Origin of the sequence: Actinomarinicola tropica (assembly GCF_009650215.1) — a bacterium.
In the GTDB taxonomy this organism is placed as follows: Bacteria; Actinomycetota; Acidimicrobiia; order Acidimicrobiales; family SKKL01; genus Actinomarinicola; species Actinomarinicola tropica.
The window spans coordinates 3,647,040-3,665,751 of record NZ_CP045851.1; the positions used below are offsets into that span (position 1 = coordinate 3,647,040).

Genomic DNA, 18,712 nt, shown 5'->3' on the forward strand with positions numbered 1-18,712 from the left:
CGACGCGCCCCAGGGCGGGGAACCCGGGGGGCGGGGTGGGCTGGCGTCGGTACGCTCGCCGGGTGATCGCGACCCTCGGTGATCTGATCGACGACGTGGTGGTGTGGGCGCAGGGGCCCGTGCGCCGGGGCACCGACACGCCGGCCAGGATCCACCGCCGCCGGGGCGGGAGCGCGGCCAACGTCGCGTCGATGGTCGCCCGGTGCGGCGGCGCCGTGCGCTTCATCGGCGCGGTGGGCGACGACGGGGTCGCCGACCGCCTGGTCGACCAACTGGCCGCCGACGGCGTCGACGTGGTCGTCGAACGGGTGGCGGGCCGATCGACCGGCACGATCGTGGTGCTCGTCGACCCCGTCGACGGCGAGCGCAGCTTCCTCACCGACCGGGGGGCGTGCGACCACCTCGCCACGCCACGGACCGAGTGGCTCGACGGGGTCGCGGCCCTGCACCTACCGCTCTACTCGTTCAGCCACGAGCCCCTGTCGGCCACCGCCACGAGCGTCGCCCTCGCTGCCCGCCACCGCGGCGTCCAGCTCACGATCGACGCGTCGTCCACCGGTGCCATCGAGGACCTCGGCGTCGCCGAGGCGCTCGCGGTGATCGAGGTGCTCGCGCCCGACGCCCTGCTGGCCAACGCCGAGGAGGCGCGCCTGCTCGGCGTGGGCACCGACCGACCGGCGCGGGGTCCGGTCCGCTCTGTCATCCGCCACGGAGCCGAGCCGACGCTCGTCGTCGACGCCGACGGCCGCACGACCACCATCCCCGTCCCGCCGGTCGAGGACGTCGTCGACACCACCGGCGCCGGCGACGGGTTCGCCGCCGGCTGGCTCCTCGCCCGCCACCGCGGCGCCTCCGCCGAGGATGCCGTCGTCGAGGGCCACGCCGTGGCCGCGCGCGTGCTCCGCCGACCCGGCGCCGACCTCGCACCGGCCGTCCCACCCACCCCCGCACCAGGAGTCGAACACTCGTGACCGAGATCGTCCTCAGCGACCCCGTCCGCACCGCTCTCTCCGAGGGGCGAGCCGTCGTCGCGCTCGAGTCCACGATCTTCAGCCACCTCGGGCTGCCGTCCCCCGCCAACGCCGAGGCCCTCGACCGCTGCCTCGCCGCCGTCGAGCAGGGCGGCGCCGTGCCCGCCGTGACCGCGGTGGTCGACGGCGTCCCCCGGGTGGGTCTCGACCCGAGCGAGCACCCGCGCATCCTCGGACCGGCCCGGAAGGCGGCCGCGCGCGACCTGCCGGTCGCCATCGGCCAGGCGTGGGACGTCGGCGCCACGACCGTCTCGGCCTCCCTGGCCCTCGCGGCCGCCGCGGGCATCCGCGTCTTCGCTACGGGAGGCATCGGCGGGGTCCACCGCGAGGTCGAGCAGACCGGCGACGTCAGCGCAGACCTCGGGGCGATCGCCGCACACCCGGTCGTCACCGTGTGCGCGGGGGCGAAGGTCTTCCTCGACCTGCCCCGGACCCTCGAGCACCTGGAGATGCTCGGCGTGCCGGTCCTCGGGTGGCGGACCGACGAGCTGCCGGCCTTCACCACCCCGACCAGCGGGCTCCCGGTGCCCCACCGGGTCGAGGACGCATCCGAGGTGGCCCGCATCGTCGCCGCCGGTCGCGCGCTCGGCGCCACGCAGGGCACGCTCGTCACCGTGCCCGTGCCGGCGGCCGACGGGCTGCCGAAGGCCGAGATCGACGCGGCGCTCGACGCCGCCCTGCGCGACGCCGCGGCCGAGGGCCTGAGCGGCGCGGCGGTGACGCCGTTCGTGCTGGGTCGCATCGCCGAGGCCACCGAGGGCCGCTCCGTCCCCGCCAACCTGGCCCTGGCGGAGAACAACGCCCGGGTCGCCGCCTCGATCGCGGTCGAGCTGGCGCGACGGGACGGAGGGACGGCCGCGTGACGACGCCTGTCGACGAGCCGCCCGCTGCGCCCATCGGCCCCGGGCCCGCCCCGACCCCCACCGTCGACCCCGCCACCGACCGGCTGCCCCGCACGGCGGCGGGCACCAACGCCGGCGCCTTCGCTCCGACCGACTGGGGCCTCCTCGCCGCTTGCACGCTGATCTGGGGATCGAGCTTCTACTTCATGGCGATCGGGCTGCGGGCGCTCGAACCCGGGGTGATCACGTTCCTGCGCGTCATGTTCGGCGCCCTCGCGCTCGGGGCGCTGCCCGCCTCGCGCACCAGGGTCCGTCGTGAGGACTGGCCCCGGCTCGTCGTCCTCGGGGCCACGTGGATGGCGATCCCGTTCACCATGTTCCCGCTGGCCCAGCAGTGGATCGACAGCTCGCTCACGGGGATGCTCAACGCCGCCATGCCGGTGCTGACCGCCATCGTGGCCCTCCTCATCGCACGCCAGCTACCCGGACCGGCCCAGGCGGTCGGCCTCGCCGTCGGTCTGGCCGGCACGATCGCGATCGGGTGGGACGGCCTCGGTGACGGCGGGTCCACCGCGCTCGGCGTGGTGCTGGTGTTCGTCGCCGTCAGCTCCTACGCCGTCTCGGTGAACATCGCCGTCCCGCTGCAGCACCGCTACGGCTCGCTGCCGATCCTCGTGCGCATCCAGCTGGTGGCCATGGTGCTCACCGCGCCGTTCGCGGCCGCGGGGCTGCCGGACTCGCGGTTCGAGCTCCGGCCGGTGCTCGCCATCGTCGTGCTCGGCGTGTTCGGCACCGGGCTCGCCTTCGCCGTGATGGGCACGCTGATGGGCCGGGTGGGGGCGACGCGTGCCTCGGTCACCACCTACCTGATGCCGATCGTCTCCATCGCCCTCGGCGCCGCCCTCCTCGACGAGGCCGTGCACCCCGCGGCGGTGGTCGGCACCGTCCTCGTGCTGGTCGGCGCGTGGCTCGTGAGCCGGGCCGAGCGCGCCGCCACCTGACGCCTCAGCTGCTCAGCAGGGACGCCAGCGCCCAGATGGCGGCGAGGGCGCCGATGCCGGCGTAGAGGAGCGACCGGCCGAGCGGCGGACGCTCCAGGTCACCCTCCTTGCGGCTCTCCGGCGGGCGCACGAGGGCGAGCAGGTTGCCGACGAGGAGCGCGGCACCGAGGGCCAGGAGGATCCACTCGAGGAGGTCGTCACCGAGGAGCACGGGCCGACCGTAGCCAGCCGCCGCCGGGCGACCCCAACCGCGGCGGGGTGGGGGAATCCCCACCCCGACGACACCGGATCACGTCATGGTCGCCACCGGTGCGCCGCCGTACTGTCGCCCGCAGTGGTCTCCCTCCTGCTCCGCCCCTGGCGCGACCCGCGCACCTGGCTCGACCTCGTCCTCCTCGGGACGACCCTGCCGTTCTGCGCCGTCGCGTTCGCCCTGACGATCGCGCTGCTCGTCACCTCGGGCGTGCTGCTCGTCGTCCTCCCCCTCGCGCTGCCCTTCGTCTGGCTCCTGTTCGTCGGCGCGCACGCCCTCGCAGGGGTGGAGCGGAGCCGGCTGGCCGCCCTCGCGGACCTCGACCTCGCCGACCCCGTCCCCCCGCTGCAGGCCGAGGGGACCCCGGTGATGCGCGCGCTGCGACGGCTGGCCGAGCGGGCCCAGAGCGTCCCGCGGTGGAAGGAGGTCGGCTACCTGCTGCTCCTCTTCCCCGTCGGTCTCGTCGTCGGCGCCGCCACGATGCTGCTCTGGACCGGCTCGGCGGTTCTGCTCACGCTGCCCGCCTACGTCGGCGCCCTCCCCGGCGGCACGGCCAAGCTCGGCCTCCTCGAGGTGGGTCCCGGGCCCGGGGCGGTCGCGGCCGCCGTCGTCGGCCTCGCCGGTCTCGTGCTCGCCGCACCGTGGGCGACACGCCTCGGGGCCGCGCTGCTGCGCCACATCGCCCGCAACCTGCTGGGCCCGAACCCCGACGCCGAGATCGAGCGGACCGTGACGCGCCTCGAGTCCAGCCGGGCCGCGGCGGTCGACACCGCCGAGGCCGAGCGCCGCCGGATCGAGCGCGACCTGCACGACGGGGCGCAGCAGCGTCTCGTCGCCCTGGCCGTGCAGCTCGGCGCGGCGCAGGAGCGGCTCGCGCACGACCCCGAGGGCGGGCGGGCCATGGTGGCCGCGGCCCGCGACGAGGCCAAGGCGGCCCTCGCCGAGCTGCGCGACCTCGTCCGGGGCATCCACCCCGTGATCCTGGAGGACCGCGGCCTCGACGCCGCGCTGTCGGCTGTCGTGGCCCGCTCGCCGGTGCCGGTCGACCTCGACCTGCGCGTCGACGAGCGCCCCCCGCCCCCCGTCGAGAGCGCGGCCTACTTCATCGTCGCCGAGGCGCTGACCAACGTCGGGCGGCACGCCGACGCCACCCGTGCGACGGTCACGATCGTGCGATCCGGCGACACCCTGGTGGTCGAGGTCACCGACGACGGCGTGGGCGGCGCCGACCCGGCGCGCGGCACCGGCCTCGCCGGCCTGCGCCAGCGCGTCGAGGGGCTCGACGGCGCATGCACGTCCTCAGCCCTGCGGGCGGGCCGACCAGCATCATCGTGGAGCTGCCGTGCAGATCGTGATCGCCGAGGACTCGGTCCTGCTCCGCGCCGGTCTCACCGGGCTCCTCGCCGACGCCGGACACGACGTCGTCGCCGCCGTCGGCGACGCCGACGCGCTGATCGAGGTCGTCGAGCGGCACCGACCCGACCTCTGCGTCACCGACGTGCGCATGCCGCCGACCCACACCGACGACGGTCTGCGTGCCGCTCGGCAGATCCGGGAGCGGTGGCCGGAGGTCGGCATCCTCGTGCTGTCCCAGTACGTCGAGGAGCGCTACGCGACCGAGCTGCTCGCCACCGACACCACGGGCCTCGGCTACCTGTTGAAGGACCGGATCGCCGACGTCGCCGACTTCGTCGCGGCGGTCGATCGCGTCGGCAGCGGGGGGACGGCGCTCGATCCCGAGGTCGTCTCCCAGCTCCTCGCCCGCTCACGGCGCCGCGACCCGCTCGAGCGCCTCTCGCCGCGCGAGCGGGAGGTGCTCGGGCTGATGGCCGAGGGTCGCACCAACACCGCGATCGCCCGGCAGCTCGTCGTGAGCGACGGCGCGGTCGAGAAGCACATCAGCAACATCTTCACCAAGCTCGACCTACCGCCGACCGACGGGGACCACCGCAGGGTCCTCGCCGTGCTGCGCTGGCTGGAGGGACTGGAGCCATGACCGCCACCACCGCCCCACGCCCGCCGTCCCGCCCGCAGATCCGGCACAGGGGCCGGCGCGCCTGGCGCGTCGGCGGCGCCGTCGTCACCGTCGTGGTGCTGCTCGCGGCGTTCCTCGAGGTCCTGACGTTCATCGCCCGTGAGACGACGGTCGTCGAGACCACCTTCACCGCCGCGCAGCTCGCCGACGTCCGCGTCCTCGAGATCACCGGCGAGCGGGGCTCGGTCGACGTCGTCGGCTCCGACGGCGGCGGTGCGCGCCTCCGGTCAGAGGTCACCCGGGGGCTCGAGGCGCCGCGCAACGAGTGGCGCCTCGACGGTGATCGGCTGATCGTCACGTCGCGCTGCCACCTGGTGTTCGAGGAGCACTGCCGGGTCGACCACGAGCTGACGATCCCCGCAGACCTGCGGGTCGAGGTGCGCTCGACGAGCGGCACCGTGCGGATCGCCGACGTGGACGGCGCCGTGCGCGCCCGGACCACGATGGGCGACGTCGAGCTCGTCGGGCTCAGCGGCCCGGTCGACGTCGACGCCGACATGGGTGACGTCACCGCGCTGCGGCTGCGGTCCTCGGTCGTCTCGGTCGGGCTCGACCACGGCCGGGTCGACCTGACGTTCGACGCCCCACCCGACGAGGTCTCGATCCGCTCGTCGTTCGGCGACGTCGCGGTGGCCGTCCCCGACGTGCCGGGCATCTACGCGATCTCCTCGTCGGTGCGCTTCGGCGACCTCCGCAACGACCTGCGAACCGACGGCCGGAGCGACTCGGCGATCACGATCGACTCCGACTTCGGAACGGTCGACCTCCGCTACGCCCCCTGACGGGGGTGGGGTCAACCCCACCCGGCAGACGCCGGACCCCTCCATCGCCCGTCGCCGCCATCGGTGCGACCGTCGAGGACGAGCCGACGCAACGGGCGGCGGCACGTCCACGGAGGCGACCTTGAGCATCGCGACGAACCCCCTCGACACCCGCAACCCACCGACCCGCGGCGGTGCCGCGCTGACCGCCGTGGCCGCCACCAAGCGCTACGGCAGCGGCGACACCGCGGTCGACCGCGTCGACGCCACCATCCCCGCCGGTCGCTTCACCGCCGTGATGGGGCCATCGGGCTCCGGCAAGTCCACGCTCGTGCACTGCCTCGCCGGCCTCGACACCCTGACCTCCGGCGAGGTCTGGCTCGGCGACGTGGAGCTCGGCGCCCTCTCCGACCGTGCGCTCACCCGGCTGCGGCGCGAGCGCATCGGCTTCGTGTTCCAGGCCTTCAACCTCATCCCGACCCTGACGGCCTACGAGAACATCGTGCTCCCGCTCCAGCTGGCACGCCGCCAGCCCGACGGGCCCTGGCTGTCCGAGGTGGTCGACGTCGTCGGCCTCGGCGATCGCCTCGCCCACCGACCGAGCGAGCTGTCCGGCGGCCAGCAGCAGCGCGTGGCTGTGGCCCGGGCGCTGGCGAGCCGGCCCGACGTGATCGTCGCCGACGAGCCGACCGGCAACCTCGACTCGACGAGCGGCAGCGCCGTCCTCGGCTTCCTGCGCGAGGCCGTCGACCGGTTCGGCCAGACGACCGTCATGGTCACCCACGACGCGGTCGCCGCCTCCTACGCCGACGCGGTGCTCTTCCTCGCCGACGGCCGCATCGTCGACGAGCTGTCCGGTCCCACCCCCGACGCGGTGCTCGACCGCATGAAGCGACTGGGGAGCTGACGTGCTGCACACCACCTTCGCCAACCTGCGCAGCCACCTGCGCCGACTGCTCTCCACCGGGCTCGCCGTCGTGCTCGGCGTCGGGTTCCTGGCCGCCACCCTGCTCATCGGCAGCTCGGTGCGCGGCGCCTTCGACCAGTCCTTCGACGAGTGGACCGACGGCGTGGCCGTCGCCGTCCGCTCCGACAGCCGCATCGGCAGCGACGAGGTCGTCGCCCAGATCGGCACCCTCGACCTCGCGCTCGCCGAGCAGGTCGCCACCGTCGACGGGGTCGGGGTCATCGCCCCGTCCGTGGAGGGGTCGGCGCGGATCATCGGCGCCGACGGCGAGGCGCTCGGCGGCGACGGGCCGCCGACCCTCGCCGGCAACTGGGTGGAGGACGACGGCCTCAACCCCTACGACCTGGCCGAGGGCCGGGCACCGGCCGCGCCGGACGAGGTGGTGATCGACCGGCGGTCCGCCGACCTCGGCGAGCTCTCCGTCGGCGACACGACGACGGTGCTCACGCCCCGACCCGTCGAGGTCACGATCGTCGGCATCGGCACCTACGGCGACCGGGACAGCTTCGGGCCCACCACCTTCACGGCGTTCACGACCGAGCAGGCCCAGGACCTGTTCGTCGGCGACCGCGAGCAGGTCCACCAGCTGCTCGTCGCCGCGACGCCCGACGTCGACCCCGACGCGCTGGCCGCCGAGGTCACGGCGCTCGTGCCCGACGGCACCGAGGTGCTCACCGGCGACGAGCTCGCCGCGGACCTCATGGCGATGATCGAGAGCGACTTCATCGGCTTCTTCGAGACGATGCTCCTGGCCTTCGCCGCCATCGCGCTGCTGGTCGCCACGTTCAGCATCCACAACACCTTCTCGATCCTCGTCGCCCAGCGGGTCCGCGAGTCGGCGCTCCTCCGAGCGATCGGCGCGTCGCGTGGCCAGGTGCTCGGCGCGGTGACGATCGAGGCGCTGCTCGTGGGCGCCGTGGCCTCCGGCCTCGGCGTGGCGGTCGGCGTCGGCCTGGGGCACCTGGCGCTGTGGGCGATGGACGGCGCCGGCTTCGGCATGGGCACCGGGCTCGTCCTGTCCCCCGGCCGGGTGGCCGTCGCCTTCGCCGTCGGTGTCCTGGTCACGCTCGTGGCGTCGCTGGCGCCGTCGGTCCAGGCGTCCCGCGTCGCGCCGCTCGCCGCGATCCGCGACACCGCCGTCGAGCGGACGCGGGCCTCCCGGCCCCGCACGGCCGTCGGCCTCGGGCTCCTGGGACTCTCGGCCGTCGCCCTCGTCTCGGCGCCCTCCGCGGGCGACGGGGCGATCGCGAGGGCCGGGCTCGGGGCCGCCGGCGTCCTCGTGGCCGTCGTGATGCTCGGGCCGGTCGTCGCCCGTCCGGTCGCCAGCGCCCTCGGCCTGCCGGTGGCGCTGGTGCGGGGCCAGAGCGGGGTGCTCGCCCGGCGCAACGCCGTGCGCAACCCACGCCGCACCGCGGGCACCGCCAGCGCCCTCACCCTCGGCGTGGCGGTCGTGGCCCTCTTCACCGTCTTCGCCAGCTCGATCACGGCGGCGATCGACGACACGGTCGCCCGCCAGTTCGGTGGGGACCTCGTCGTCGCCAGCGACGACTTCTCCTCCGCGGGCCTGAGCGGCGACCTCGCCCCGGCCATCGAGGAGCTGCCCGAGGTGGCCCGCGCCGTCGGCGGTGGCAACGCGGTGATGGAGATCGACGGCGACACGGAGTACGCCACGGCGATCGACGTCGCCCGCCTCGACGGCCTGCTCGACATGGGCGTCGCGGAGGGGTCGCTGGCCGACCTCGGTCCGGACGACCTCGCCGTCTCGAGCGACATGGCGGAGGACCACGGGTGGGAGGTCGGCGACGTCGTCACGGCCATCCCGTCGCCCGGCGCCACCGAGCAGCTGCGGATCGTCGCCCTCTACGAGAACACCGACCTGCTCGGCCCGGTGCTCGTCCACCCCGAGATGTGGGCCCGCCACACCGCCCAGCCGGCCGACGTGGCGATCCTCGTCGAGGCGGCGCCGGGCGTGGGCCTCGACGAGGCCAGGGCGGCGATCGCCGCGGTCACGGAGCGGTTCGACGCCCCGGCGCCCCAGGACCGCGACGAGTACGTCGACGCGGTCGCCGGCGAGGTCGAGGCCATCCTCGGCATCGTCTACGGGCTCCTCGTCGTCGCCGTCCTCATCGCCCTGATGGGGATCGCCAACACGGTCTCGCTGTCGGTCCACGAGCGCACCCGGGAGCTCGGCCTCCTGCGGGCCGTCGGCCAGACCCGCCGTCAGCTGCGCTCGATGGTCCGGTGGGAGTCGGTCATCGTGGCCGTCTTCGGCACGGCGGTCGGGGTGCTGCTCGGCGTCGTCCTCGGCTGGGGCCTGCTGCGGGCCATCTCGGAGGCGGAGGGCATCGCCACCCCGCTCGCCGTCCCCGTCGGTCAGCTGGCCGTCATCGTCGGCATCGGCGCGGTGGCCGGGATCCTGGCGGCGTGGCGGCCGGCCCGCCGGGCCTCCCGGCTCGACGTCCTGGCGGCCATCGCGACCGACTGACGATCAGCGGCGGGACGGACCGGATCGGAGGCTGCTCAACCTCCGGTCCGGTCCTCGAGCAGCTCCAGGTCGACGTCGCCGGCCGCCACCCGCTCGAGGTCGGCGTCGGTGACGTCGGTGCGCACGCTGAGGAGGGTCACCTCGTCGGTGCCCTCCGCACGCTCGACGCGCTGCAGCGAGGGGGCGCCGCTCTCGGCATCGAAGCAGAACCGGGCGTTCTGTCCGTAGGGCGGCGCGTGGATGGCCCGCGCGAGCCGCAGGGAGAAGCAGTCGCCGTCCTGCGCCACGCGGTAGAGGGGCAGGTCGCCCTCGAGGTACCCGGCGAGGGTGGCCAGCTCGCGCTCGACGGCAGCGGCGGCGTCCCGCTCGGTCGCCACCGATCGGCAGCGCACCAAGCCGTCGAGCTGCTCGTCGCAGACGCGGGTCTCCCCACCGACCACGCCCGACACCGACGACCCGGTCGAGACGACCCGGTCCGGCGGCCGCTGCGCCACGACGATCGGCAGCTCGACGGTCGCCCCTGCGGCGGTGGTCCGACGCAGGAGCGAGCCGCTGAGGAACGTGGCCGTGCGGCTCCGCTCCCAGGCGACGAGCAGCGCGTCGGCGGCCTCCGCGGTCTCGGCCGGTCCCTCCGGCTCGACCGGCGCATCGTCGGACCCGTCGCCGTCATCCACGAGCCACGCGACGCCCACACCGCCGAGGACGCCGACCAGGAGCCCGACGGCGACGAGGACGGCGATCGGCCGGCGACCGGTGGCCGGCGCGTCCCCACTTGCCTCCCGATCCTCCGGGGCCGCCGGTGCGGGCTCCTCGGCGTCCCTCTCGTCGTCCTCCGGCACGGCGCGGACGCTAGCGGCACCTCCCGGACGGTACGGTCCGGGCAGAGAGCGCCGGGACGACCGGCCACGAGGGGGAGGATCTCCGACGATGACCGACGCGACCAGCGGGACCGTGCGCACCGGGCGGGCCACCAACGGCCCGGTCGAGCTCCACTACGAGGCCGCCGGCGACCCGTCCGATCCGGCGCTGCTCATGGTCAGCGGGCTCGGCTCGCAGTGCATCACCTTCGTGGACCCGCTGATCGAGCGCTTCGTCGAGGCCGGCTTCTTCACCATCCGCTACGACAACCGCGACGTCGGCCTGTCCTCCAAGTTCGCCGAGGTGCGTCCCGACCTGGGCGCGGTCGTCGCCGCGCTCAAGGCCGGCGAGGAGCCCCCGGTCCCCTACCTGCTGAGCGACATGGCCGCCGACGCCGCGGCCGTGCTCGACGCCCTGGAGGTCGAGGCGGCGCACGTGCTCGGCGTGTCGATGGGCGGCATGATCGTCCAGACGATGGCGATCGAGCGCCCGGAGCGGATGCTCTCGCTGACGTCGATCATGTCGACCACGGGCGACCGCAGCGTCGGACGATCGACCCCGGAGGCCAACGCCCTGCTCATGACCCCGGCCGGGCCCTCGCGCGACGAGGCCGTCGAGCGGATGATCCTAGGTGCCCGCACCTACGGGTCGCCCGACCACATCGACGAGGAGCGGCTCGCCGAGATCGCCGGTGCGGCCTACGACCGTTGCTTCCACCCCGAGGGCACGGCCCGGCAGCTGATGGCGATCACCGCCTCGGGCGACCGCACCGAGAAGCTGCGGGGGGTGACGGTGCCGGCCCTCGTGATCCACGGCGACCAGGACAACCTCATCGACGTGAGCGGCGGCGTCGCCACCGCCGACGCCATCCCCGGCGCGTCGCTGGCCGTGCTCGAGGGCATGGGCCACGACCTGCCCCCCGCCTACTGGGACCGCCTCGTCGACCTCGTGACCGAGCACGCGGCGAGGGCCGCCGGCAGCTGAGCACCCCTCGGGGAGCCGGAGCACGTGCCCGCGTGCTGCGCCTCCCCATGGGTGCAGGGTCGGCGGGTGACGCTCGGCGCGGGGTCAGCTCAGCTTGAGGAAGAGCTTCTCCAGGTCCTCGACGTCGAGGCCGGTCTCGTCGTCCGCCGGGGCATCGGGCTCCAGCCGGGCGCAGTGGCGCATCCCCGCGGCCACCAGCCGGTAGCCGACGCGGTCGAGCGCGGCCTTGGCCGCGGCGAGCTGGGTGACGATCGACTCGCAGTCCTGGCCCTCGTCGAGCATCCGCTGGAGGCCCCGGATCTGGCCCTCCAGCCGGCGGAGGCGCAGGCGGACGTCGTCGGACACGTCATCGGGGAACTTCACGGGCGACCTCGATCGTGGCGGTGGGGGTGCCGTCACCATACCGGGCCGGGTATCACCTGCCTCCGCGGCTCGGAAGGCCCGACGGGATGACGAGGTCGTCCCCCGGGCCGGGAGCGCCGAAGAGGAAGCCCTGACCGAGTCGGCACCCGAGCGCGGCGAGGGCGGCCGCCTGGCCCGGGGTCTCGACGCCCTCGGCGACGACGTCGAGGCCGAGCGACGCGGCGAGGGCGACGACGGCCGCCACGATGGCCCGGTCGTGGCCGCGCGCGTCCTCGATGCCCGCGACGAACGACCGGTCGACCTTGAGCAGGTCGATCCCGGAGAGGCGCCGGACGTAGTCGAGCGAGGCGTGGCCCGTGCCGAAGTCGTCGATCGCCAGCGTCACGCCGAGCGCCTTCAGGCCGGCGATGGCGCCCATGGCCCGGTCGTCGACGAGGACGGTCTCGGTGATCTCGCAGCAGAGGTGCTCGGGCGCCAGACCCGACTCCTCGAGGACCCGAGCGACCAGACCGACGAACCCGGGATCGGTCAGCTGGCGGGGGGACACGTTCACCGACAGCAGCGGCGTCACCGGCCCACCCGGGGCCGGCCAGGCGGCCGCGCGCCGGCAGGCGGTCGTCAGGACCAGGTGGCCGAGCCGGCCGATCAAGCCGCTCTCCTCGGCGACGGTGACGAGCTCGATCGGCGCGACGGGACCGACGCCGGGGCGCGTCCAGCGCACGAGCGCCTCGTGGCCCACGACCGCGCCCGTGCCGAGGTCGACGATCGGCTGGAAGTGGACGTCGATCTCCTGCCGCTCGATCGCGAGGCGCAGCGCGCCCTCGAGCTCGAGCGAGCGGGCCACGCGCTCCTGGTCGCCCACCTCGTAGAACGCCACCGTGTCGCGGCCGTGCCCCTTGGCGCGGTACATGGCGACATCGGCGTCCCGGATGAGCGACTCGGCCGTGCCCGGGGCGCCGTCCGGGCGGGCGATGCCGATGCTGGCGGTCGCGACGACCTCGGACCCGTCGACCACCACAGGCGCGGCGAGCGCGGCCCGCAGGCGGTCGGCGAGGCGGCGGGCCGCGTCGTCGTCCACCCCGTCGCACACCACGACGAACTCGTCGCCGCCGAAGCGGCCGACGACGTCCCCCGGCCGCACGACGCCCCGGAAGCGCTCGGCGACCTGGACGAGGAGCTGGTCGCCCGCCGCGTGGCCCAGGCTGTCGTTGACCACCTTGAACCGGTCGAGGTCGATGAACATCACGGCCACCGCGACCGGGCCGACGCCACGACGGGCCAGCAGGCCGGAGAGGTGCTCGAGGACCGCCGGGCGGTTGGGCAGACCGGTCAGCGCGTCGTGCATCGCCCGGTGCTCGAGGGTCTCCTGGAGGCGGTGGCGGTCGATGGCGATCGCCGCCAGGTTGGTGACGCGGTCGAGGAGCTGCACCTCCTCGTCGGTCGGTTCCCGACGCTCCTCGTGGAAGATGACGACCGCACCGAGCAGCGTCCCCGCCGACTGGTGGCTGCCGATCGGCCGGACCCAGCAGGACCGCAGGCCGTGGGCGTCGAGCGCCGGCCGGACGTCGGCCCACACCGGCGTCGACATGTCGGTCGTGACGTACACGGGCGCGTCGGGATCGAGCCCGCGCAGGCCGGTGCCCATGTCGCTCGCGGGCGACACGTCGTCGAGCTGCTCGACGAGCGGAGCCGGCACCATCGGCGCCGCCTCGTAGCGCACCCAGCCGTCGGGGTGCAGTGTGCCGACGAGCGCCATGGCACCCGGGGCCCGCTCCTCGACGATCCGTGCCACCCAGCGCAGCGTCTCGGACAGAGGGAGCCCACGGGTCATCGCCTCGAGCAGCGCCCCCTGCTCGGCCAGGAGGCTCTCGGCGGCCCAGCGGTCGGTGAGGTCCGTGGCGTTGACGACGATGCCCGCGACCTCCGGGTCGCCCATGAGGTTCGTGGCGTAGACGCCGAGGTGCCGGATCGTCCCGTCGGCACGTCGCACCCGCAGCGGCGCCGGCCGGTCCTTCGGGTGGGCCAGGAGCCGCTCCACCGCCTCGGCCCCGGAGCCGCCCTCGGGTTCGACGATGTGGTCGAGCCAGCTGCGCCCCACGACCTCGTCGGCGGCGCGGCCGAGCACCTGGTCGACGGCGGGGTTGGCGTAGGAGACGACGCCGTGGCGGTCGGTGACGAGGATGAGCTCGGACCCCCGCCGGATCAGGGCGTCGGCCCACGCCTCCCGCCGGCGCAGCAGCTCGACCTCGCTCGACCGCTTCGTGATGTCGCGGATCGCCACCACCACCGCGCCGAGCTCGGGATCATCGAGCCCGTTGCTCAGCATCAGCTCGAGCTCCCGGAGCGCGCCGTCGGGCCGGGTCACGGTGACCTCCACGGGCCCGTGCGCGCCGGGCGCCGCGAGCACGCCCTCGAAGTAGGCCCGGTGCAGCTCGCGGTTGTCCTGCTTGGCGAACAGGTCGTAGGCCAGCGTCCCGACGAGCCCGTCCGGATCCACGCCGAGGACGGGGCCGGCGCTCGGCGAGATCCAGCCGATCACGCACTCCTCGTCGACGAGCGCGTACACGTCGGTGATGACGTCGAGCATGCGTCGGAGGCGGGAGGGGTCCACCGGGGTCGTGCGGTCCACACCCTCCTCATCGGCGGCCGGAGCGGATCGCACAGCGATCAGCGTCGGTGCGGCTCGTCGCCGACACCGGGGCCGTAGCGCAGACCGACGAACCCGTCGCCTGCCAGGAGGGCGGTCGACCCGGCCGACGCGGGCACGACGGCGGTGTCGCCGGGTCCGAGAACGAGACCGTCGAGGGTGGCCTGGCCGGCGACGCCGTGGACGGCCACCCACCGGCTCCGTGGGTCGAGGAGCGCCTCGGGGCCCGTGAGGTCCCGTCCGATCCGGTCGACCCAGAAGTGGGGGCAGTCGACGAGGCGGGTGGCCCCGTCGTCGAGGGTGGCGGCGACGGGACGAGCCGGGGGAGGACCGAGGTCGGCGCAGGCGAGCCCGGCGTCGAGGTGCAGCTCTCGGCCCTCACGTCCCCAGTCGAACAGCCGGTAGGTGGTGTCGGAGGACTGCTGGAGCTCGAACAGGACCAGGCCCCCGCCGATGGCGTGGACGGTCCCGGCCGGCACGAGGACGGCGTCGCCCACGGCCAGCTCGACGAACTCGAGCACGTCGGCCACCGAGCCGTCGAGGGAGCGACGCGCGACCTCGTCGGCGTCGACCGGCTCCCGGAACCCCAGGTAGACGCCGGCCCCCGGCTCGGCGTCGAGCACCACCCAGGCCTCGGTCTTCGGGTCGCCCTCCCGCGGGTGGACCTGGACCGACAGGTTGCGCGCGCAGTCGAGCCGCTTGGCGAGCAGGTCGATCGGGCCGCCGAAGTCGGCGGGACGCTCGTCGACGACGGCGGCGAGCTCACGGCCGGCGTGGGTGCCGCTGCGGATGCGGGCCGGCCCGTTCGGGTGGATGGAGAGGTCCCAGGCCTCGCCGATGCCGTCGCCGAGCCGGGTGCCGCCCCACGGCCGCTCCGCCAGGCTCGGTTCGAGGAGGAAGGCGCCCGTCGTCACCGCGCCATCGTAGGGGCCGCCTCCCCGGCGCTCGATCCGGCAGGATGGGCGTGTGGCGGACGACCGCAGCACCGACACGCCGGGTGGCTCCCTCGCCGCCGAGTGGGACCGGCTGGCGGCCGACCTCGGCCTCGACCCGCAGGCCGGGGCCGCCCTGGGCGACGAGCTGATCGCCCGCTGGAGCGAGCCCCACCGGCGCTACCACGACCGCCGGCACCTCGCCCAGGTGCTCGTCGCACTGTCCGATCTCGCCTCCCCCGCCGCTCCGGGGCCCGAGGTGCGGGCCGCCGCCTGGTTCCACGACGCGATCTACGAGGGTCGAGCCGGCGACGACGAGGAGGCCAGCGCGAGCCTCGCCGCGCAACGGCTCGTCGCCGCCGGGGTCGACGGCGCCCGGGCCGACCGGGTCGCCGCCCTCGTCCGGGCCACCGCCGGGCACCTCGACCCCTCGCGCGACGCACCAGCCGACCCCGACACCGACCTGCTGCTCGACGCCGACCTGTCGATCCTCGCCGCGGCCCCCGCCGACTACGACCGCTACGTGCGCGCCGTGCGCGAGGAGCACCCCGGCATCGACGACGCGGCGTTCCGGACCGGGCGCACCCGTGCCGTGCAGGCGCTGCTCGCCCGCGAGCCGCTGTTCCGCACCACCGCCGGCCGGACGGTGCTGGAGCCGGCGGCGCGGGCCAACCTCACCGCCGAGCTCGACCGGCTCACCGCGGGGCGGGGCGGCTGACCCACCACGCGCCCGCCAGCACGAGCACGACCACGGCCAGCGCCCCGATCCGGTAGGCGCCGCCGCCTCGTGGGCCGCCCGATGCCGCGACGAGGGCGAGGCCGCCGACGACACCCGCCACCAGCCCCAGCAGCGCCAGGTCGCCGACCCGACGGGCTCGCCACGCGGGCGTCGGTCGGGAGGCCGTGCGGTGCTCGAGCGCCGACCAGGAGAGCTCGGCCCCGAACCACACGAGCAACCCGAGGGGGACGGCGGCGAGCTGGGCCTCGTCCCCGACGTCGAGCGTGACGGCGATCGCCGCCGCGCCGAGCTGGGCACACGAGCCGATCACGGCGAGGGCGGGGACCCCGCCGACCACGGCCGCCGTGAGGAGGGCGGCACCACCGAGGGCGAGGGCCGCCGGACCGTTCGCCCCGTCGACGACGACGATGGCCGCGACGACCACGAGGGCGGCAACGACGGCCAGCGCCGCACCGCGTCGGGCCCGGACCGGTGCCCAGCGCACCGTCCCGACGCGCCTCACCGCGCCCACCGCGCCACCGCCTCCCGATGGCGCACGAGCTCGTCGACCGCCTGCTCCACGCCGGTCCCGACCTCCCAGGGCACGAGGGCGACACCCGCCCGCCGGATCTCCTCGCGCACGGCGTCGCGCTCCATCCGCCAGAGCCGGTGGGCGACGCGCGCCCGGGAGTCGGCGCCGGCGGGCAGCTCCAGGTCCGGGACGACCTCCACCACCGCGAGGTCGAGCCCCCGGGCGCGCATGCGGCGCACGGTCGCGGTGCTGCGGACGTCGAGCAACGGGGAGAGCACGACGACGAGCGCTCTCTGCGGCAGCGCCCGGGCCGGCATGACCTCGAGGGGCTTGTCGACCTCGCTGCGCCACACCTCGGTGTCGGCCAGCGCCTCGGCGAGCCGGTAGAGCTGGACGGTGCCGCCGGCCGGGCGCACCCAGCGGAGCACGCCGCCGAGGTCGACGAGGCCGACGCGGTCGTTCGCGGCGAGGTGGCGGCCGGCCAGCGCCCGGGCCAGCTCCACCGTGCGGCGGAGGGTGTCGTCCCGGTCTGAGGTCGCGGCGGCGAAGGAGTCCACGAACAGGACGACCTCCCCGCTGCGATCCGGGTGCCGCTCGTCGACCCACAGGTCGCCACGACGGGCGGTGACCCGCCAGTTGACGTTGCGCGCCCGGTCGCCGGGCACGAAGGGCCGGACGTCGGCGGGTTCGATCCCCTCGCCGCGCTGGCGGGAGCCGTGCCCGCCGGGGATCGTGCGGAGGGCCCTCGGGGCGGCGATCCGCCGCAGCGACGCCTCGTCGGGGAGCACGCGCAGCGGTGCCGAGGCGCCGGCGACGCGCGCCACACGGAGGCCCAGCCGGTCGGAGAGAGCGGCGTCGACGGTCAGCGGCCCGATCCCGCCCCAGCGGTCCGCCCGCAAGCGCCAGCGGAACTCGCAGCGCCCGTCGACCACGACGTCCTCGACCGCCGGGTGCCCCTCGACGAGGGTCGTGCCGTCGGGCACCACCAGGCGCACCTCGGCGCTGCCCACCGAACCCGCCGCCACCACCCTCGCCTCGACGTCGATCTCGTCCCCGGCGACGGCGCGCGTCGTGCCGATGCGAACCATCACCTCACCGCCCGGCGCGCGGTCGACCGCGAGCCCGACGAGGAGCGTGACGAGGAAGGGCGCGGCCAGCGCGACCGGTTCGGGGCGCGAGGACGCCACCGCGACGACGAGGCCGAGGGTGGCGAGGCAGGCGGCCCCGACGAGCCTGGCGCGGGCCCGGACGGCCACGGTTCAGGTGGCCCGGAGGGCGTGGTCCTCCGCGGCGGGGGTCGGCACGGTGGCCACGATGCCGGCCACCACGTCGTCCCCCGAGAGCCCGCGCACCCACAGCTCGGGTCGCAGGATCAGCCGGTGGGCGAGGGCCGGCACCGCGACCTTCTGGACGTCGCTCGGCGTCACGAAGTCGCGGCCCGCGAGCGCCGCCGCCGCTCGTGCGAGCTTCACGAGGGCGAGCGAGCCACGGGGGCTCGCGCCGGTCTGGAGCTGCGGATCGACACGGGTCGCCTCGACGAGGGCCACCACGTAGTCGAGGATCGGCGCGGCCACGTGGACCTCCTCGAGCGCGGCCTGGAGGCGGAGGAACGTGTCCCGGTCGACCACCTGGCGCAGCTCGGCGTCGTCGTGCTTGCGCTCGATGCGACGACGCAGCACCTCGATCTCGCCGTCGGTGTCGGGGTATCCGAGGCGCACGCGCAGGAGGAACCGGTCCATCTGGGCCTCGGGCAGCGGGTAGGTGCCCTCGAACTCGACCGGGTTCTGGGTGGCGATGACGAGGAACGGCCGGGGCAGCGGGTGGGTGGTGCCGTCGATCGTGACCTGCCGCTCGGCCATCGCCTCGAGCAGCGCCGCCTGCGTCTTGGGGGGCGCCCGGTTGATCTCGTCGCCGAGCAGGAGGTGGGTGAAGATCGGTCCGGCACGGAAGACGAAGTCCTTCTGCGACGGATCCCAGATCGACGAGCCGGTGACGTCGGCCGGCATGAGGTCCGGGGTGAACTGGACGCGGCTCACGTCGACACCGGTGACCGTGGCGAACGAGCGGGCGAGGAGGGTCTTGGCCAGGCCGGGCAGGTCCTCGATGAGCACGTGGCCGTCGGCCAGCCATCCGGCCAGCACGAGCTCGAGCGCGGCCCGCTTGCCGATGACCGCCCGTTCGACCTCGGCGACGACGGCGGCCGCCGCGTCCGCGACCTCGGCGACCGTCGCCGCGCTGCTGCTCGTCATGTCCGTCCCCCCGGTCGTGGTGGCCCCACCTCCGCCGGAGGGGTCGTCGGTGCA

At 75.2% G+C, this 18,712-nt stretch carries 17 protein-coding genes and 1 pseudogene; 10 read left to right on the top strand and 8 right to left on the bottom strand.

Annotated features, from left to right (window positions below; genetic code table 11):
* Positions 1–62: 62 nt before the first annotated feature.
* Genes GH723_RS17970 through GH723_RS17980 form a run of 3 tightly spaced genes read left to right on the top strand, consistent with a single transcriptional unit; the run spans position 63 to position 2,874 of the window.
* Positions 63–971 (top strand): carbohydrate kinase family protein, encoded by a 909-nt coding sequence (locus tag GH723_RS17970; RefSeq protein WP_195210412.1) that lies wholly within the window; start codon positions 63–65, stop codon positions 969–971.
* Positions 968–1,894 (top strand): pseudouridine-5'-phosphate glycosidase, encoded by a 927-nt coding sequence (locus GH723_RS17975; protein ID WP_153760936.1) that lies wholly within the window; start codon positions 968–970, stop codon positions 1,892–1,894. Before GH723_RS17970 ends, GH723_RS17975 begins: the two co-directional genes overlap by 4 nt.
* Complete coding sequence (locus GH723_RS17980; protein WP_153760937.1) at positions 1,891–2,874, top strand: DMT family transporter; 984 nt, start codon at positions 1,891–1,893, stop codon at positions 2,872–2,874. Before GH723_RS17975 ends, GH723_RS17980 begins: the two co-directional genes overlap by 4 nt.
* A 4-nt stretch (positions 2,875–2,878) precedes the next feature.
* Here the strand turns inward: GH723_RS17980 and GH723_RS17985 are convergent, their stop codons facing one another.
* Complete coding sequence (locus tag GH723_RS17985) at positions 2,879–3,085, bottom strand: hypothetical protein (protein WP_153760938.1); 207 nt, start codon at positions 3,083–3,085, stop codon at positions 2,879–2,881.
* A 123-nt stretch (positions 3,086–3,208) separates the two neighbouring features.
* Between GH723_RS17985 and GH723_RS19280 the strand changes: the two are divergent.
* The 5 genes and pseudogenes from GH723_RS19280 to GH723_RS18010 all read left to right on the top strand — a co-directional run.
* Positions 3,209–4,045 (top strand): annotated as a pseudogene (locus GH723_RS19280) (sensor domain-containing protein); the annotation flags it as partial.
* A gap of 424 nt (positions 4,046–4,469) precedes the next feature.
* Positions 4,470–5,123 (top strand): response regulator, encoded by a 654-nt coding sequence (locus GH723_RS17995; protein ID WP_153760939.1) that lies wholly within the window; start codon positions 4,470–4,472, stop codon positions 5,121–5,123.
* On the top strand, positions 5,120–5,944 hold the full coding sequence (locus tag GH723_RS18590) for a DUF4097 family beta strand repeat-containing protein (protein WP_195210653.1): 825 nt from the start codon (positions 5,120–5,122) through the stop codon (positions 5,942–5,944). The genes GH723_RS17995 and GH723_RS18590 overlap by 4 nt, the downstream gene beginning before the upstream one ends.
* Before the next feature lie 121 nt (positions 5,945–6,065).
* Positions 6,066–6,830, top strand: coding sequence for an ABC transporter ATP-binding protein (locus tag GH723_RS18005; RefSeq protein WP_229022920.1), 765 nt, complete (start codon positions 6,066–6,068; stop codon positions 6,828–6,830).
* Position 6,831: 1 nt separating this feature from the next.
* Positions 6,832–9,375 carry an ABC transporter permease gene (locus GH723_RS18010; RefSeq protein ID WP_153760941.1) on the top strand — a complete coding sequence of 848 codons (2,544 nt, stop codon included), beginning with the start codon at positions 6,832–6,834 and terminating at the stop codon, positions 9,373–9,375.
* A 35-nt stretch (positions 9,376–9,410) separates the two neighbouring features.
* Here the strand turns inward: GH723_RS18010 and GH723_RS18015 are convergent, their stop codons facing one another.
* Complete coding sequence (locus GH723_RS18015) at positions 9,411–10,214, bottom strand: hypothetical protein (protein WP_153760942.1); 804 nt, start codon at positions 10,212–10,214, stop codon at positions 9,411–9,413.
* Between the two features lie 88 nt (positions 10,215–10,302).
* On the opposite strand from GH723_RS18015, the gene GH723_RS18020 reads away from it, so the two are divergent.
* Complete coding sequence (locus tag GH723_RS18020) at positions 10,303–11,217, top strand: alpha/beta fold hydrolase (RefSeq protein WP_153760943.1); 915 nt, start codon at positions 10,303–10,305, stop codon at positions 11,215–11,217.
* 84 nt (positions 11,218–11,301) lie between these two features.
* On the opposite strand, the gene GH723_RS18025 is transcribed toward GH723_RS18020, so the two are convergent.
* Genes GH723_RS18025 through GH723_RS18035 form a run of 3 tightly spaced genes read right to left on the bottom strand, consistent with a single transcriptional unit; the run spans position 11,302 to position 15,141 of the window.
* Positions 11,302–11,580 carry a metal-sensitive transcriptional regulator gene (locus tag GH723_RS18025; RefSeq protein WP_229022921.1) on the bottom strand — a complete coding sequence of 93 codons (279 nt, stop codon included), beginning with the start codon at positions 11,578–11,580 and terminating at the stop codon, positions 11,302–11,304.
* Positions 11,581–11,632: 52 nt separating this feature from the next.
* A complete protein-coding gene (locus GH723_RS18030; protein WP_153760945.1) occupies positions 11,633–14,209 on the bottom strand; it encodes a sensor domain-containing protein in 2,577 nt (858 codons plus the stop codon).
* A 38-nt stretch (positions 14,210–14,247) separates the two neighbouring features.
* Complete coding sequence (locus GH723_RS18035; protein WP_153760946.1) at positions 14,248–15,141, bottom strand: class I mannose-6-phosphate isomerase; 894 nt, start codon at positions 15,139–15,141, stop codon at positions 14,248–14,250.
* Positions 15,142–15,193: 52 nt separating this feature from the next.
* Here GH723_RS18035 and GH723_RS18040 point away from each other — a divergent pair, with 52 nt between their 5' ends.
* Positions 15,194–15,877 carry an HD domain-containing protein gene (locus tag GH723_RS18040; protein WP_153760947.1) on the top strand — a complete coding sequence of 228 codons (684 nt, stop codon included), beginning with the start codon at positions 15,194–15,196 and terminating at the stop codon, positions 15,875–15,877.
* Here GH723_RS18040 and GH723_RS18045 read toward each other — a convergent pair.
* From GH723_RS18045 to GH723_RS18055, 3 genes are read right to left on the bottom strand one after another with little or no spacing between them, the layout of a single operon-like run.
* Positions 15,855–16,400: a hypothetical protein gene (locus GH723_RS18045; protein ID WP_153760948.1), complete on the bottom strand. Its 546-nt coding sequence runs from the start codon at positions 16,398–16,400 to the stop codon at positions 15,855–15,857. The two genes, GH723_RS18040 and GH723_RS18045, sit on opposite strands and share 23 nt — an antisense overlap.
* Positions 16,397–17,665 (bottom strand): DUF58 domain-containing protein, encoded by a 1,269-nt coding sequence (locus GH723_RS18050; protein WP_153760949.1) that lies wholly within the window; start codon positions 17,663–17,665, stop codon positions 16,397–16,399. Before GH723_RS18050 ends, GH723_RS18045 begins: the two co-directional genes overlap by 4 nt.
* Before the next feature lie 3 nt (positions 17,666–17,668).
* A complete protein-coding gene (locus tag GH723_RS18055) occupies positions 17,669–18,658 on the bottom strand; it encodes an AAA family ATPase (protein ID WP_153760950.1) in 990 nt (329 codons plus the stop codon).
* Positions 18,659–18,712: the final 54 nt, after the last annotated feature.

What these genes read in the sequence shown, in the direction of transcription:
- GH723_RS18590 (WP_195210653.1), top strand. Translation starts at nt 5,120, where the DNA reads ATGACCGCCACCACCGCCCCACGCCCGCCGTCCCGCCCGCAGATCCGG.
- GH723_RS18020 (WP_153760943.1), top strand. Translation starts at nt 10,303, where the DNA reads ATGACCGACGCGACCAGCGGGACCGTGCGCACCGGGCGGGCCACCAAC.
- GH723_RS18055 (WP_153760950.1), bottom strand. Translation starts at nt 18,658, where the DNA reads ATGACGAGCAGCAGCGCGGCGACGGTCGCCGAGGTCGCGGACGCGGCG.